Annotated in this window: 10 protein-coding genes; 4 read left to right on the forward strand and 6 right to left on the reverse strand. The window is 66.7% G+C overall.

Annotated elements, in window-relative coordinates:
• The first annotated feature begins 96 nt into the window (after positions 1-96).
• Positions 97-1,230 carry an FAD-dependent oxidoreductase gene (locus AU197_RS14025; RefSeq protein ID WP_064403314.1) on the forward strand — a complete coding sequence of 378 codons (1,134 nt, stop codon included), beginning with the start codon at positions 97-99 and terminating at the stop codon, positions 1,228-1,230.
• On the opposite strand, the gene AU197_RS14030 is transcribed toward AU197_RS14025, so the two are convergent.
• A complete protein-coding gene (locus AU197_RS14030) occupies positions 1,208-1,603 on the reverse strand; it encodes a hypothetical protein (protein WP_064403315.1) in 396 nt (131 codons plus the stop codon). The genes AU197_RS14025 and AU197_RS14030 overlap by 23 nt on opposite strands.
• A 54-nt stretch (positions 1,604-1,657) precedes the next feature.
• Here AU197_RS14030 and AU197_RS14035 point away from each other — a divergent pair, with 54 nt between their 5' ends.
• Both AU197_RS14035 and AU197_RS14040 read left to right on the forward strand, forming a co-directional pair.
• Positions 1,658-2,761: an epoxide hydrolase family protein gene (locus AU197_RS14035; RefSeq protein WP_064403316.1), complete on the forward strand. Its 1,104-nt coding sequence runs from the start codon at positions 1,658-1,660 to the stop codon at positions 2,759-2,761.
• Positions 2,762-4,141 (forward strand): NAD(P)-binding protein, encoded by a 1,380-nt coding sequence (locus tag AU197_RS14040; protein WP_064403317.1) that lies wholly within the window; start codon positions 2,762-2,764, stop codon positions 4,139-4,141. It abuts the gene before it with no gap.
• A gap of 72 nt (positions 4,142-4,213) precedes the next feature.
• On the opposite strand, the gene AU197_RS14045 is transcribed toward AU197_RS14040, so the two are convergent.
• From AU197_RS14045 to htpG, 4 genes are all read right to left on the reverse strand, one after another.
• Positions 4,214-6,058, reverse strand: a complete 1,845-nt coding sequence (locus tag AU197_RS14045) for an ABC transporter ATP-binding protein (protein WP_064403318.1) — start codon at positions 6,056-6,058, stop codon at positions 4,214-4,216.
• Positions 6,055-7,980: an ABC transporter ATP-binding protein gene (locus tag AU197_RS14050; protein ID WP_064403319.1), complete on the reverse strand. Its 1,926-nt coding sequence runs from the start codon at positions 7,978-7,980 to the stop codon at positions 6,055-6,057. Before AU197_RS14050 ends, AU197_RS14045 begins: the two co-directional genes overlap by 4 nt.
• Before the next feature lie 41 nt (positions 7,981-8,021).
• A complete protein-coding gene (locus AU197_RS14055; protein WP_064403320.1) occupies positions 8,022-9,902 on the reverse strand; it encodes an ABC transporter ATP-binding protein in 1,881 nt (626 codons plus the stop codon).
• A 95-nt stretch (positions 9,903-9,997) separates the two neighbouring features.
• Positions 9,998-11,935 (reverse strand): molecular chaperone HtpG, encoded by a 1,938-nt coding sequence (htpG, locus tag AU197_RS14060; protein ID WP_064403321.1) that lies wholly within the window; start codon positions 11,933-11,935, stop codon positions 9,998-10,000.
• Positions 11,936-12,170: 235 nt separating this feature from the next.
• Between htpG and AU197_RS14065 the strand changes: the two genes are divergently transcribed.
• A complete protein-coding gene (locus tag AU197_RS14065; protein WP_082696670.1) occupies positions 12,171-12,827 on the forward strand; it encodes a methyltransferase family protein in 657 nt (218 codons plus the stop codon).
• Between the two features lie 21 nt (positions 12,828-12,848).
• On the opposite strand, the gene AU197_RS14070 is transcribed toward AU197_RS14065, so the two are convergent.
• Positions 12,849-16,058 (reverse strand): condensation domain-containing protein (locus AU197_RS14070; protein ID WP_231744927.1); only part of this gene is annotated, 3,210 nt, incomplete at its 5' end.

The raw sequence follows: 16,058 nt of genomic DNA on the forward strand, positions 1-16,058 counted from the left end.
ACAATTGTAGGCCAACAAGCGTTGACATGGCGCCCGCCCAGGCGCATAGTAAAGCCAACAAGCGTTGGTATAGGCAGCCGGCGGAAGGAGAAAGAGATGAACACTGACGTCCTCATCGTCGGAGCGGGCCCGACCGGATTGGCCGCGGCGGTCGCGCTGCGCTCGCGCGGCGTGAGCGTGATGGTCGTAGACCGCCAGGCCGCCGGGGCCAACACCTCGCGCGCCGCCGTGGTCAACGCCCGCACGCTCGAGGTGCTCGAGGGCTTCGACGTGGCCAGGCGACTGGTCAAGGAGGGGGTGGAGGCGCCGCAGTTCACGATTCGCGACCGCGGCCGCACGCTGATTCCCGTCGACTTCAGCGGCCTGCCCACCGACTACCCGTACTCGTTGATGGTGTCGCAGGCGACCACCGAGCGCCTGCTGCTCGAGCGGTTGGAGGAACTGGGCGGCGGCGTCCTGCGCCCGAAGACCGTGACCGCGGTCGACCAGGATCCGACCGGCGTCACCGCGACGTTCGACGACGGTGACAGGATCCGCGCACGCTACATCGTCGGCGCGGACGGGATCCGCAGCGCGGTGCGGGAGGCGGCCGGCATCGGATTCGCCGGCAGTGTGTACGACGAGTCGTTCGTACTGGCCGACGTCCGCCTCACCGGCAGCGCACCCGCGGACGAGGTCATCCTCTACTGGGCGAAGGAGGGCCTGACCGTGGTGGCGCCGCTACCCGACGGCGTACATCGGATCGTCGCGCCCGTCGCCGAAGCACCCGAGGAGCCGTCGGCCGCGTTCGTCCAGCAGATACTCGACACCCGCGTGGGCGCGGGGGCACCGACGGTGAACGAGGTGATCTGGGGTTCGCGCTTCCGCATCCATCACCGGGTCGCCGACGCCTTCCGTGCGAGCCGACTGCTGCTGGCCGGTGACGCGGCGCATGTGCACAGCCCCGCCGGTGGCCAGGGCATGAACCTCGGCATCCAGGATGCGGTGGCGGTGGCCGACGCGCTAGCCGCCGTCCTCTCAGGGGAGCCCGACGCCCGGCTCGACGAGTACAACGAGGCGCGCCGGGCGATCGCAAAGAAGGTCGTCGACTTGACCGATCGCCTCACCCGGTTGGCCACACTCCCCCGCGCCGCGCGGCCGGTCCGCAACATCGCGATCCGGCTCGCCGGGCTGATGCCCGCCGTGCGCTACGGCCTGGCCCGCAGGCTCAGCGGTCTGGTCTACCGATGAGCTCCATCGCCCTGCCGCGGCTGTGTACGTACAGCACGGCCGTGGCGACGGCCGCCTCGGCCATGGCGACCACGGTGGCCAGTGCCATCACGGCCGTCGGCGCGGTCGTGGTCGACGCACCGTGGTGGTGGCCGGTCGCCGGGAGATGCACCGCGATCATGGCCAGATTCATCAGCGCGACGGTTGCCCACGTGCGCTGCCGCCCGTCGCGCCACAGGTCGCGCGCGCAGTACAGGCAGGCCCCGACCATCGACACCGTCAGGACCGCAGCGGCCGGCGCGTCCGTATGGCCCACCATGACCGCATGCAAGGACGCCGACCCCGCGGCCAGCGCAGCGCACACCCGCCGCCCTACCGTTGCGATCGCCGTCATAAAGATATCGACTCCCACCGTCGGCGGAATTCATCCCCGTGACAGGATCCGGACATGGCAGCGATCCGCCCGTTCCGAATCGCCATTTCCGACGACGATCTCGCCGACCTGCAGTCGCGGTTGCGGCGGACGCGGTGGCCCGAGGCCGAATGCGTCGCCGACTGGAGCCAGGGCATCCCGCTGGACTACACCCGCGAACTGGCCGAGTACTGGGCCGAGCGTTACGACTGGCGGGCCCGCGAAGAGGCGTTGAACCGGTTCGACCACTACACCACCGAGATCGACGGGCTCGACATCCACTTCATCCATCAGCGTTCGTCGCAGCCCGGCGCCTTCCCACTGCTGATCACCCACGGCTGGCCGGGGTCGATCGTCGAGTTCCACAAGGTGATCGAACCGCTCACCGAGCGCGGATTCGACGTGGTCTGCCCCTCGCTGCCGGGTTACGGCTTCTCCGCGAAGCCCACCGCGACGGGCTGGGGCATCGAGAAGATCGCCTCGGCCTGGGACACCCTGATGGGCAGGCTCGGCTACGACCGGTTCGGCGCGCAGGGCGGCGACTGGGGCGCCGCGGTCACCACGCAGATCGGCCGCAACGAAGGCCGCTGCACCGCGATTCACCTGAACATGCCGCTCGGCTTTCCGCCCGGCAAGCTCGAGAACCCGACCGAGGAGGAGCAGCGGGCGCTGGAACGCGGCTCCTACTACCAGAAGTGGGACTCGGGTTATTCCAAACAACAGTCCACCCGCCCGCAGACCCTCGGCTACGGGCTCGTCGACTCCCCGGTCGGACAGCTCGCATGGATCGTCGAGAAGTTCTGGTCGTGGATGGACTGCGACGGCCATCCGGAGAACGTGCTGACCAAAGACGAACTGCTCGACAACGTGATGCTGTACTGGCTCACCGCATCGGGCGCGTCGTCGGCCCGGCTCTACTGGGAGAGCTTCAACGCGTTCGGCGGATTCGACCGGGTCGAGCTCCCGACCGGCATCGCATCCTTCCCCAAGGAGATCCTGCAAGCCCCGCGCAGTTGGTGCGAGAACGGATACAACATCACCCACTGGACGACGATGCCGCGCGGCGGTCACTTCGCGGCGTTCGAACAGCCCGACCTGTACGTCGACGACGTCGCGAAATTCTTCGCTACCGTGCGATAGATGGGCAGGACGCTGCAGGCCGATTACCTCGTGGTGGGTGCGGGCGCGATGGGGCTGGCCTTCACCGACACGCTGGTTCACGAGTCGGATGCGACGGTGGTGGTGGTCGACCGCAACGACCAGCCCGGCGGGCACTGGACGACGGCGTACCCGTTCGTGCGGCTACACCAGCCGTCGGCCTACTACGGGGTGAACTCCCGCGGGCTCGGCAGCGATAGCGTCGACCAATTCGGTCTCAACGCAGGCTATTACGAGTTGGCCAGCGGTGCGGAGGTGTGCGCGTACTTCGATGCGGTGATGACCCAGCACCTGCTGCCGACCGGCAGGGTGACGTACCTGCCGATGAGCGAGTACCTCGGCGACGGGCGGGTGCGTACGTTCGGCGGCGAGGACATCGAGGTGACCGCACGGCGGGTGGTGACCACGCGGGTGGAGGTTGTCGTCCCGTCGATGCGGCGCCCGTCCTACACCGTCGCCGACGGCGTCCACGTCGTGCCGCCCAACAGCCTGCCGCGCCTTCCCGATCCGCGTGACCGCTATGTGGTTGTGGGAGCGGGGAAGACGGCGATGGACTCGTGCCTGTGGCTGCTGCGGCACGGCATCGCGCCGGAGCGCGTCACGTGGATCAAGCCCCGCGAATCGTGGGTGCTGGACCGGGCGGCCATCCAGCCCGGCCGGCAGTTCGCGAAAAACACGCTGCGGGATTTCGGCAACCAGTTGGCCGCGGTACGCGAGGCGGAGTCGCTCCCCCATCTGTTCGGGCTGTTGGAGGACAAGGGCTGCCTGCAACGCATCGACCGGTCCGTCGAGCCGACCATGTACCGGTGCGCGATCCTGTCGCAGGCCGAGCTGGCCGAGCTGCGCCGCATCACCGACGTCGTGCGGATGGGCCACGTCCAGGCGATCGAGCCGGGCCGCATCACGCTCGACGACGGCATTCGTGATGTCGACGGCTCGGTGCTCTACATCGACTGCAGCGCAGACGGTTTGGGCAAGGAGCCGGTCACGACCGTCTTCGACGGCGACCAGATCGCGCTGCAGACGGTGCGCACCTGCCAGCCGGCGTTCAGTGCGGCCGTCATCGCTCATGTCGAGACTGCCTACCCCGACGACGACGCCCGCAATGCGTTGTGCCGGCCGGTCCCCTACCCGCACGTGCCGGTCGACTGGCTGCGGATGATGTTGATCTTCAACCAGAATCAACTGCAGTGGTTCTCCGACCCGGACATGATGGCGTGGGTCGACGCCGCGCGCCTCAACGCGTTGCACCATGTGACCGCCAACGTCAGCGAGCGCGCGCGCGAGCGGATCATCTCGATGCTCACCTCGGAGCTGCCGGCGATCAACGAGAAACTGGAAGCGCTGCTGGCGCAGGCCTGATCCCGCCGAAACTGAACTTGTGCGCGAAGTTTCGCGCCCGCCTCGCGGCTATCTTCAGTTTCGGCGACGTGATCAGGCCAGCGACTCGACCCACGCGCGGTGCAGCGCGGCGTAGTGACCGTCGCCGCGAGCGATCAGATCCGTTGGCGTGCCGTCCTCGACAATCCGGCCGTGTTCGAGCACCAGTACCCGGTCGGCGACCTGCACGGTGGACAACCGGTGCGCGATGACCAACGCCGTGCGGTCGGCGAGCACGGTTTCGAGCGCACGCTGCACCATGCGCTCGCTGGGGATGTCCAGTGACGACGTGGCCTCGTCGAGGATCAGCACCGCGGGGTCGGCGAGGAACGCGCGCGCGAACGCGACGAGCTGCCGTTGCCCGGCCGAGAGCCGACCCCCGCGCTTGGCGACGTCGGTGTCGTATCCGTCAGGTAGCGCCGCGACGAAACGGTCGGCGCCCACGGCTTCGGCCGCGGCCGCCACCTCGGCATCGGTGGCGTCAGGTCGGCCGAACCGGATGTTGTCGGCGATGGTCCCGTCGAACATGAAGTTCTCCTGGGTGACCATCACCACGTGGCGGCGCAGTTCGCTTTGCGAAAGCTCGCGCAGATCAACGCCGTCCAGCGTGACCGACCCGGACGTCGGATCGTAGAACCGCGCGATGAGCTTGGCGATCGTGGTCTTGCCCGCCCCGGTGGTGCCGACCAGCGCGACGGTCTGGCCGGCGGGCACCTCGAGCACCAGTCCGGGCAGCACCGGGCGATCGGCGACGTACTGGAATCGCACGTCATGGAAGGCGATTTCGCCGCGCACATCGGTCAGCGTCACCGGGTGCTCCGGGTCCTTGATGCCCGGCCGCTGGGCGAGCACGCCCGCCAGTTTCTCCAGCGCTGAGGCCGCCGACTGGAACGTGTTGAAGAACTGCGAGATCTCCTGCATCGGTTCGAAGAACATGCGCAGGTAGAGCAGGAAGGCCGTCAGCGTGCCGATCGTCATCTGACCGTTGAGAACTCGGTAGCCGCCGTAGAGTAGCACCACACCGGTGGTGAGGTTGCCGACGAGCTTGACGCCCGGCATAAAGATGGCGAGCAGCTGGAAGGTGCGCTCGTTGTCGGCCTTGTAGCGATCGGCGATGTCTTCGAATATCTGCTGATTGCGCGGTTCCCGGCGATAGGCCTGCACGGCCTTGATGCCGGTCATCGTCTCGACGAACTGCACGATCACCAACGCGGCGCTCTCGCGCACCCGGCGATACGTTCTCGCCGACTCGTTGCGGAACCACCACACGAGCCCGATCAACAGCGGGAAGGCGCCCAGGCACATCAACCCGAGCCGCCAGTCGAGCACGACGAGCAGGATCGCCGTGCCGAACAGCGTGAGCACCGCGGTGACCAGGCTGTCGAAGCCGGTCTCGAGCATGTCCTGGATGGCTTCGACATCGTTGGTGGAGCGGCTCACCACCCGACCCGAGGTGTACCGGTCGTGGAAGGCGATGTCCAGGCGCTGGAAGTGCCGAAACACCCTGCGGCGCAGCTCCAGAAGCACTTTCTGGCCGATGCGCCCGGAGCGGCGGAGGAAGAACATCCGGCTGGTGGCCTGGACCGCGACGACGAGGGCGAGGGCGCCGACGATCATCAGCAGCGTGTGGGCCGTACCGCCCTGAACGATCGGCGGGATGCCCCGGTCGATGCCGCGCTGCACGAGGATCGGAACCGACAGGCGTGCCGCGTTCTCCACGACCACGACGAGGGCGAGCAGTGCAACGGTGAATCGGTAGGGCCGCAGCAGGTCGCCGAGAAGTGAGCGCGCCTCGCGGCGGCGGTCGAGGGTCTCGTCGATCGGGAGGTCGTCGTGTTGTTCTTCGAACTTGCCGCGCCATTCTGGTGTCGCGGTATCCGGGGTATCGGTCGCGGTCATCGGCGTTCGGCCTCCGGGGCGGCGAAGCGTCGCTGTGCGGGGTCGCGGTGCAGCGCCTCTTGCTCCTCGACGGCGTGCTCGAGGCGGCTGCGGTCCCGATCGTCCTCCCACGCGCACGCGCGCTCGGTGCCGTCGTCGAGTTCGTCATCGGCGGCCAACAGGTATCGGTACTGCGGCACTTCGGCGAGCAGTTCGGTGTGGGTGCCGACGTGGGTGATGGTGCCGTCCTCCAGCAGGGCCACCTTGTCGGCAAGCAGCACGGTCGATGCTCGGTGCGCCACAACGATTCCCGTGACGGAGTGCAGCACCCGACGGAGGGCCTCCTCGACGATCGCTTCGGTGTGCACGTCCAGCGCCGACAGCGTGTCGTCGAGCACGAGAACCTTCGGCGCCGCCAGGATCGCCCGGGCCAGCGACAACCGCTGCCGTTGCCCACCGGAAAGGCTCATGCCCTGCTCGCCGATGCGGGTGTCGAGGCCGAACGGTAGCTCGTAGACGAAGTGGGCGGCAGCGACGTCAATCGCCTCGGCCAGGTCGTCATCGGAAGCCTCCGGCCGGCCCAGCCTCAGGTTCTCGGCGACCGACATGGAGAACAGCGTCGGGTCCTCGAAGGCCGTGGCCACCGTTTCGCGCAGCGCGGACAGGGTGAGCTCGCGGATGTCGCGGCCGTCGATGCGGATGGATCCTTCGGTGACGTCGTACAAACGAGACAGCAGCGCGGCCAGCACCGACTTCCCCGAGCCCGTCGACCCGACCAGCGCGAGCGTCTCGCCCGGTTCGACGGTGACGGTGACGTGGCGCAGCGCAAAATCGTCCGAGTCGGGAAATCGGAATCCGACCTCGACGAGTTCCAGGCGGCCGCCGCTCGGCGGTTCATCGACGGGACCGTCGACGATATCGATTGGCGTATCGAAGATCTCGGTGATCCGGTTCGCGGCGGTGAACGACTCCTGCGTCATCGACAGCAGGAAGCCCAGGGAGGCGATCGGCCAGACCAGGGACAGCATCATCGTGATGAACGCGACGAGGGTGCCCAGGGTGACGTGGCCTTCGCCGGCGGCGTAGGCGCCGAAGCCGAGCACCACGATCAGGGTCAGGTTCGGGATGACTTCGAGCAGCGTCCAAAACTTCGCCGAAACCGACACGCGATCGATCTGCGTTTCGTAGAGCTCGGTGAGTTGTTCGTCGAACCGGTCGTAGACGTAGTCCTCACGACCGAAGGATTTCACCACCCGCAGCCCGAGCGCGGACTCCTCGACGTGGGTGGCGACGTGGCCCGCCTGATCCTGCGCCAGCCGCGACAACCGGGTGTACTCCTGTTGGAAATGCAGGACGGTCAGTGTGATCGGCACGATCGACACCAGCACGACCACGCCCAGCGGCCAGTACATCGTCAGCAGGATGGCCGTCACGACGGTGATCTGCAGACCGTTCAGCAGGAGGAAGAGCAAGCCGAAGGACATGAAGCGACGAATCGTGCTGAGGTCGTTCATGATTCGTGACAGCAGCTGGCCGGACTGCCAGCGTCCGTGGAAGTTCATCGGCAGTACCTGCAGCCGGGCGTAGAGGTCCTTGCGGATGTCGGCTTCGACGCCCATGGTGGCGCGGGCCGCCAGCCAGCGGCGGATGAACCACAGCACCGCTTCGGTGATGCCGACGCCCATCGCGGCGGTGCCGAGCAGCCACAGTCCCTGCTGGTCCTGGTGGCGCACCGGACCGTCGATGACGGCCTTGGTCATCAGTGGGATCGACACGGTGGCGGCGAGGCTGGCGATGGCGACGGTGACCATCGCGATCCAGCGCGCTCGGTACGGCATCAGGTACGGCAGCATCCGCCACAGGTCCGAGCTCGCGCGTCGGCGTTGCGGTGGCGGGGCGATGGCCGGCGCTGAGCGCAGGGCCTGGACTTCGGGGGCGACCACTTAGGCCATCTTCCCATGCGGGGCAAACGGATAACGGCCGATCACGCGGCCGCCGTTTCCTGGGCTCCGAACTGGGTTTCGTACAACTCGGCGTAGCGGCCCCGGTTGGCGAGCAGTTCGAAGTGCGTGCCCCGCTCGACGATGCGGCCGTCCTCGACGACCAGGATGAGATCGGCGGCACGGACGGTGGACAACCGGTGCGCGATCACGATGGACGTCCGACCGGCGAGCGCCTCGGTGAGCGCCTGCTGAACGGCAGCCTCCGATTCGGAGTCCAGCGAGGCGGTGGCCTCGTCGAGCACGACGACCCGCGATCGGCCCAGCAGCAGGCGCGCGATCGTCAGCCGCTGGCGCTGCCCGCCGGACAGGCGATATCCCCGCTCGCCGACCACGGTGTCGAGACCGTCGGGCATCTCGGCGACCACGTCGGCCAGCCGGGCGCGGTCGAGTGCCTCCCACAGTTCGTCATCGGTGGCGTCGGACGCCGCCAGCGTGAGGTTGGCCCGGATCGACTCGTGGAACAGGTGCCCGTCCTGGGTGACCACGCCGACCGTCTCCTTGAGCGACGCGAAGGACACGTCGCGGAGGTCGACGCCGTTGACCGTCACCGCACCGGAGTCGACGTCGTAGAGCCGGGCGAGAAGCGAGGCGATCGTCGACTTGCCTGCTCCGGACGAGCCCACCAGCGCGACCATCTGACCCGGCCGCGCCGTGAACGAGATGCCGTGCAGCACTTCATCTCCGCCGCGGATGTCGAGCTCGGCGACCTCCTCCAGCGAGGCCAGCGACACCTTGTCCGCCGAAGGGTAGGAGAAGCGCACGTTGTCGAACTGCACCGCCACCGGGCCGACGGGCACGGGGACGGCGTCCGCCTTCTCGGCGATGAGCGGTTCGAGGTCGAGCACCTCGAAGACCCGCTCGAAGGACACCAGGGCGCTGGCGATCTCGACGTGCGCGTTGGCCAGTGCGGTCAGCGGAGCATAGAGCCGGGTCAGCAACAGTGCCAACGACACGATCGCGCCGGCCTGCAGGTGGCCGCCGATCGCGAGGGCACCGCCGAGCCCGTAGACCAGCGCGAGCGCAAGGGCGGACATGAACGTCAACGAGTTCATGAAGACCGACTGCAGCATCGCGGTTTTCACGCCGATGTCGCGGACGCGGCCGGCGCGCACGGCGAACTCGCGAGATTCTGTCGCGGGATTGCCGAACAGCTTGACCAGCGTCGCGCCCGGCGCCGAGAACCGTTCGGTCATCTGGGTGTTCATGGTCGCGTTGTGGGCGGCGGCCTCGCGCGACAGCCGGGCCATGGTGCGGCCGATCCGGCGAGCCGGAACGATGAACAGCGGCACGAGCACGAGCGAGAGCAGGGTGACCTGCCAGGAGATCGACAGCATCACCACCAACGTCAGCGTGAGCGTCACGAGGTTGGACACCACACCCGACAGCGTGTCGGAGAAGGCCCGCTGCGCGCCCATCACGTCGTTGCCGAGCCGGCTGACCAGTGCGCCGGTTCGGGTGCGGGTGAAGAAGGCGACCGGCATCCGTTGCACGTGGTCGAACACCGCGGTGCGCAGGTCGAGAATCAGACCTTCGCCGATCGTCGATGAGAGCCACCTCGTCACGAGGGAGGCGCCGGTCTCGGCGACGGCCACCGCCGCGATGATGACCGCCAGGACGAGCACCATGCGGGATGAACCCGCTGTGATCGCGTCGACGACCTTGCCCGCCAGCACGGGGGTGGCGACGCCGAGGAGTGCCGCGACGACGCTGACAGCGACGAACGCGCGCAGCCGAGGATGGTGGCGCCCGGCGAAGCGCCAGATGCGACGCAGTAACGCCGCGTTCAGCAGCGACCGCAGGTCACCGCCGCGGGCATGCGACTGCCGGTAGAGCGCCTGCCGCGCGACCGTTTCCATGCTCATGAAATCACCGTAGAACCTCAACAATAGATGAGGTCAACGGCTTCCCGCGGCCGCTGACCAGGGCACATAGGGGGTACCCAGGTTCGGCGACTCGCTTACACGGTGCGGGCGAGCCGTTCGGCGATGAGCCCGGCGAACTTGGCCGGATCGTCGGGCAGGTCGCCCTCGGCCAGAAGAGCCGTGCCGTAGAGCAGTTCGGCGGTATCGGTCAGTGCCGCCTCGTCTCCGCGGTCCTTGTGCGCCTGCCGGAGGCCAACGACGAGCGGATGCTTGGGGTTGAGTTCGAGGATCCGCTTGCTGACCGGCACCGTCTGGCCGGAGGCCCGGTACATGCGGGCGAGTGCGGGTGTGATGCCGAAGGTGGGGGTGATCAGGCACGCCGGGGAGTCGGTCAGGCGGGTGGAGAGCCGGACCTCGGAGACGTGCTCGTTCAGGGTCTCCTTCAACCAGTCGAGTAGTTCGGCGAATTCTTTCTGTTGTTCCTCGCGCTCGGCCTCGCTCTTCTCCTCGTCCGAGTCGAGGTCCACCTCGCCGCGTGCGACCGACTGCAACGGCTTACCGTCGAAGTCGGGCACCGAGCCAACCCAGACTTCGTCCACCGGGTCGGTGAGCAGCAGCACCTCGTAGCCCTTGGCTTTGAACGCCTCCAGATGGGGTGACTTGAGGAGTTGCTCGCGGGACTGTCCGGTGGCGTAGAAGATCTGCTCCTGACCGTCCTTCATCCGCTCGACATATTGCGCGAGCGTGGTGGGTTCGTCGTCGCTGTGGGTGGAGGCGAACGACGAGATCCGCAGCAGGGTTTCGCGGTTGTCGAAATCCGACATCAGACCCTCTTTGACGACGGACCCGAAGTGGGTCCAGAAGGTGCGATAGTCGTCGGGCCGCTCGGACTGCATCTCCTGGATCGTCGAAAGGACCTTCTTGGTCAGCCGGCGGCGGATCGCGGTGACTTGGCGGTCCTGCTGCAGGATTTCGCGAGAAACGTTGAGCGACATGTCCTGTGCGTCGACGACACCCTTGACGAAGCGCAGGTAAATCGGCATCAGGTCTTCGCAGTCGCCCATGATGAAGACGCGCCGGACGTAGAGCTGGATACCGACCTTGGCGTCGCGGGTGAACAGGTCGAACGGCGCTTGCGACGGGATGAACAGCAGCGCCTGGTACTCAAAGGTGCCTTCGGCCTTCATCGCGATCACCTCGAGAGGGTCGTCCCAGGCGTGTGCGATGTGCTTGTAGAACTCCTTGTATTCCTCCTCGGACACCTCGTCCTTGGACTTGGCCCACAGCGCCTTCATCGAGTTGAGGGTCTGCGTCTCGACGGTGACGGTCTCCTGACCAGTTTCGGAGCCGCCCTCTTCTCTCGGCGGGGTGCGGCGCTCGACGTCCATCCGGATGGGCCAGGCGATGAAGTCGGAGTACTTCTTGACCAGTTCCCGGATCTTCCACTCCGAGGTGTAATCGTGCAGCTGGTCCTCGGCGTCCTCGGGCTTGAGGTGCAGGGTGACCGAGGTGCCTTGGGGCGCGTTCTCGACGGTTTCGATGGTGTAGGTGGCCTCACCGCTGGAGACCCACCGGGTGGCCTGGCTCTCGCCGGCCTTGCGGGTGAGCAGCTCGACCTTGTCGGCGACCATGAACGTCGAGTAGAAACCGATCCCGAACTGGCCGATCAGTTCCTCGGCGGCGGCCGCGTTCTTGGCCTCGCGCAACTGCTGGCGGAGTTGGCCGGTGCCCGACTTGGCGAGCGTGCCGATGAGTTCGACGACCTCGTCGTGAGTCATGCCAATGCCGTTGTCGCGGACGGTCAGGGTGCGTGCCTCTTTGTCCGGGACGATCTCGATGTGCAGATCGGCGGTGTCGACGTCCAGGTCCTTGTTGCGCAGCGCCTCCAGCCGCAGCTTGTCGAGGGCGTCGGAGGAATTCGAGATCAACTCACGCAGGAACGAGTCCTTGTTGGAGTACACCGAGTGGATCAGCAATTCCAGGAGTTGGCGGGCCTCCGCCTGAAACTCCAACTCCTCGACTCGTACAGTCATACGCCTCCAATCGACACAAGGAATCTTCGGTCCAATACCAGCAGATGATAACGAGCGGGTGATGACCAGCGCTCGGGCGATCGGTTCCACGTGTGACGTAGCGGCTGTCCGACGCGCGACCCGTTCGCGCATCTGGATGCTCTGGCGGGCGGTACTTTACAAACGTGCGCCGTGGGCCGACCGGTCGCCGGCAGCCGACGGACCAGAAGGGGAATCGTTGAAGACCACTCCCAAGATGTTGGCATTCGGCTTAGTCGAACCTGTCACGTTCGGACTGATCCTGTTTCTGGCGGCAGGCACCTTCAAGTACTGGCAGGCGTGGGTTTTCCTCGTTTCGTTCTCCCTTTCGGGCTGGCTTCCCGGCCTATACCTGATGCGAACGAATCCGGTCGCGCTCGAGCGTCGGATGCGTGGGGGTCCATCGGCAGAATCGCGCAGGACCCAGAAGTTCGTCATGGCCGGATCGTGGTTGACTCTCGCGTCGATGTTGGCAGTCAGCGCACTCGACCATCGCTTTGCCTGGTCCTCGGTGCCCACGTCGATCTGCATATTGGGCATCGTTCTGGTAGCCGTCGGCGTCACGGTGATGATGCTGGTGGTCATCCAGAACAGCCATGCGGCTGCGACCGTTCGCGTCGAGGAAGGCCAGACCGTCATCTCGACAGGTCTTTACGGGATGGTGCGGCACCCCATGTACACCGGCAACGTGATCCTCATGGTCGGCATACCGCTGGCGCTGGGCTCCTACGTCGGGCTCGTCTTCGTCGTAGTCGGCGTGGCCATCCTCACCTTCCGGATCCGCGACGAGGAGCACATGCTGAGGGCGGAGCTGGACGGATATCGCGAGTACACCGAGAAGGTTCGCCACCGCCTGGTGCCGTACGTATGGTGACGGTCCCGTGGGCGCCCGCGTCTACTGCGCCGTCAATCGCTGACTCAAGGTCCTGACCGAGGGAGCGTCGATCAGCGCAGTCACTGCGAGCCGGCTGTCGAGGGCGGCGTTGATCGCGGCGATCGCGCGCATCGCCGAAAGCGAATCTCCACCCAGATCGAAGAACGACTCGTCGATGCCCACGCGGTCTGTTTCGAGAACATGGGCGAAAACGCCGGCCACTACGCGCTCGGTCACGGTAGCCGGCGCTCGATCGGCAGCACCGGTGCTGTGGGTTTCGGGTAGCGGAACCGAATCCGTTCGGGCCCTGTCTTGTCCGTCAACCAGATTCATCGTCGACAGCTGTCGTGTGGGATCGGTGATCATGGCCGACAGCACCCACTCGAAGCGTTCGACGAGCGATTCGATGTCTGCAGCGTCGAAGACATCCGTGCGGAACTGAACGCGCAGTTCCAGTTCACGACCGGGTACCGCTTGAACCGCGAGTGGGTAGTGGTAGAAGTCGCGGTTGGAGACGTCGACGATGCCCAGGTCGTCGGCGCTCGAGAGTGCCGCGGTGTTGGACGGGTAGTTCTCGTAAACGAAGACGGTGTCGAACAATTGGCGGTGCCCGGTGAGCCGGTGGATGTCGCGCAGCGCCATGTGCTGGTGTTCGAAGGTGTCGTTGTAGTTGCTCTGCAGCTGTTCGAGCAGATCGGCGACGGTGGTCTCCGCCGAGGTGTTCGCCCGCATCGGCACGGTGTTGATCATCAGGCCCACCATCGACTCGGCACCTGGCACCTCTGTGGGCCGACCCGACACCGTCACGCCGAACGCCACGTCGTGCTGGCCGGTCAACGAGGTCAGCAGTAGCGCCCAGGCGCCCTGCAACACAGTGCTGACCGTGGTGCGATGTGTTCGCGCCAGTTCGCTGACCGCCCCGGTCGCATCCTGCGGTATCCAGAACGTTCGAGTATCCCGCGGCCCGATACCCAGCCGGTCCGGTGCAGCGACCAAAGTCGGAGTGGCGAAGCCGTCCAAGACTCGGCGCCACGCTGTCTGGGCGGCGTCGTGGTCGCGGTCAGCCAGCCAGGTGAAGAACCGCCGGTACGGCACCGCAGCCGGCAGCCGCTGCCCGTAGTAACTGACGAACATCTCCTGGAGCACGATCGACAGCGACCAACCGTCCATCAGGATGTGGTTGCTGGTGATCACGATCTGGTGCCGGTCCGCTGCGGTGCGGATCAGAGCGACCCGGAACGCTGGACTCTCGGCGAGGTCGAACACCGCCTCCCGTTCGGCTGCGTGAACGTGCTGTGCCTGCTCGTCGGCATCGGTGGCGAGCTCGACATACCGCCACCCTGCCTCAGCATCACGCGGGATGATCTGCACCGGCTGGTCGAACTGCTCGTTGAACCGGGCGGCCAAATTCGGATGGCGACGCACCACCGTACGCACCGCCTCATGCAGCCGGTACTGGTCGAGCGGACCGGCAACGGTGAGCACCAACTGCACCGCATACACGTCGTCACCGGCGGCTTGGGCCGCGTCGGCGTGGAACAGCAGGCCCTGCTGCAGCGGGGTCAACGGCAACACATCCGCGATGCGGTATCTCTGTTCCAGTTCGTCGATCTGCTGCTGACTCAGCCGAACCGGAGTGATGTCGGACGGAGTCAGGCCCGCCCCACCGCGTCGCACGTGTGCGCAGATGCCCGCCAGCGCCTCGAACCACAGTCGGCCCAGCCGGCTGACCTGACCCTCCTCGACCGCCGAGGGCGCCCACGTCCAGTTGGCGTGCAACTGCGGACCCGACTCGGTGTCGGCCGTGCTGGCGTTCAGATCGATCGTGTGCGGAAGCGTCAACGGAATGTCCAGGCTGGCGCGGGCGACAGCGCCGCTGTCAGGGCTGACACGCCAGAACTCATCCGACAGTTCACCGGCGGCAGCACCTAGTCGTCCGAGGTAGTTGAACCCGATTCGAGGGTCTGGCCCGTCCAGGTCGACATCGGAGTTCAAATAGCGCAACACGCCGTACGTCAGGCCGTCGGGCATGGCGCGCAGGTCCTCTTTGGCGGACTTGATGAGCGAGCCGAGCGCGGGGTCACCGGCGATCACCCGTGCCCACGACAAACCACCAACGGTCAACGACACCGGATACTTGGTGGTGAACCAGCCCACCGTGCGCGACAAGTCGACATCATCGGCCAATTCGTCGGCGCGGCCGTGCCCCTCGACGTCGATGCCGACGGGCGCAGCGCCACTGGCGAGGAACTCCGAAACCGCGAGGCCGAACGCGATCAGCAGAATGTCCTGCACGCCGGCATGGAAGGCCGCTGGCACCTCGCCGAGCAGCATTCGCGTGGTCTCGGGATCCAACTGCGTTGAGAGCTGCCCGGCGTTGGCGAAGGTATCCACACCCGGCTCCACCGCCGGCAACGCCGCAGGGGTCGCGGCGACACGCCGCCACACCTCGGCCTGGGCGACCACAGCAGGGTCGTGCGCGTGTTCCTCGAGCAGCCGCGCCCAACGGGCGAACGATGTTCCGCCCGCCGACAACTCGATCGGCTGCCCGCTGCGATGCTGAGCCCAGGCAATATTCAAGTCTTCCAACAAGATTCGCCACGACACGCCGTCGACCGCCAGGTGGTGGATCACCAGCGCCAATTGGTTCGTGCTGGCCGCCCACACCGCGCAAAGCATCGCCCCAGCCGCCGGGTTCAACCGCGACCGCGCCTCCACCATGGCTCCCTCGGACAACGCCTCCACTGTTTGCAGGCAACCACCGGCCTGCACCGATCCCGCTTCGGGCACCGTCAACGACCACGCCGCGGCGTGTCCATATTCGTCGTCGACGCGAGCCCGCAGCATGGCGTGGCGATCCAACAGCGCCTGCAGCACCACCACGACGTCGGCCTCGGTCACCCCCACGGGGGCCTCGACCACCACGGTCTGATTGAACTGGTCGACCGCGCCGTCCTCCCGCTGCAGCCACCGCATGATCGGAGTGGCCGGCACGTGTTCGACGGCCTCGTTCCCGTCGTCTCGGACCACGACCCACGCGAGTTTGACCACTCTCGCCAGTCGGGACACCGTCTGCTCGACGAACACCTGACGCGGTTTGACCATGACACCGGCGGTCAGGGCGCGGGATACGACCTGCATCGACAGGATGCTGTCGCCGCCGAGTTCGAAGAAGGAGTCGTCGACGCCGACGCGGTCCAGGCCCAGGACTTGGGCATAGATGCGGGCCAG

The sequence above is a fragment of the Mycobacterium sp. IS-1590 genome, assembly GCF_001500025.1.
Taxonomy (GTDB): Bacteria; Actinomycetota; Actinomycetes; order Mycobacteriales; family Mycobacteriaceae; genus Mycobacterium.

Bases quoted from the DNA above. Each gene is read 5' to 3' on its own strand.
- htpG (WP_064403321.1), bottom strand. From the start codon at position 11,935: ATGACTGTACGAGTCGAGGAGTTGGAGTTTCAGGCGGAGGCCCGCCAA.
- AU197_RS14055 (WP_064403320.1), bottom strand. From the start codon at position 9,902: ATGAGCATGGAAACGGTCGCGCGGCAGGCGCTCTACCGGCAGTCGCAT.
- AU197_RS14045 (WP_064403318.1), bottom strand. From the start codon at position 6,058: ATGACCGCGACCGATACCCCGGATACCGCGACACCAGAATGGCGCGGC.
- AU197_RS14040 (WP_064403317.1), top strand. From the start codon at position 2,762: ATGGGCAGGACGCTGCAGGCCGATTACCTCGTGGTGGGTGCGGGCGCG.
- AU197_RS14035 (WP_064403316.1), top strand. From the start codon at position 1,658: ATGGCAGCGATCCGCCCGTTCCGAATCGCCATTTCCGACGACGATCTC.
- AU197_RS14065 (WP_082696670.1), top strand. From the start codon at position 12,171: ATGTTGGCATTCGGCTTAGTCGAACCTGTCACGTTCGGACTGATCCTG.
- AU197_RS14030 (WP_064403315.1), bottom strand. From the start codon at position 1,603: ATGACGGCGATCGCAACGGTAGGGCGGCGGGTGTGCGCTGCGCTGGCC.
- AU197_RS14025 (WP_064403314.1), top strand. From the start codon at position 97: ATGAACACTGACGTCCTCATCGTCGGAGCGGGCCCGACCGGATTGGCC.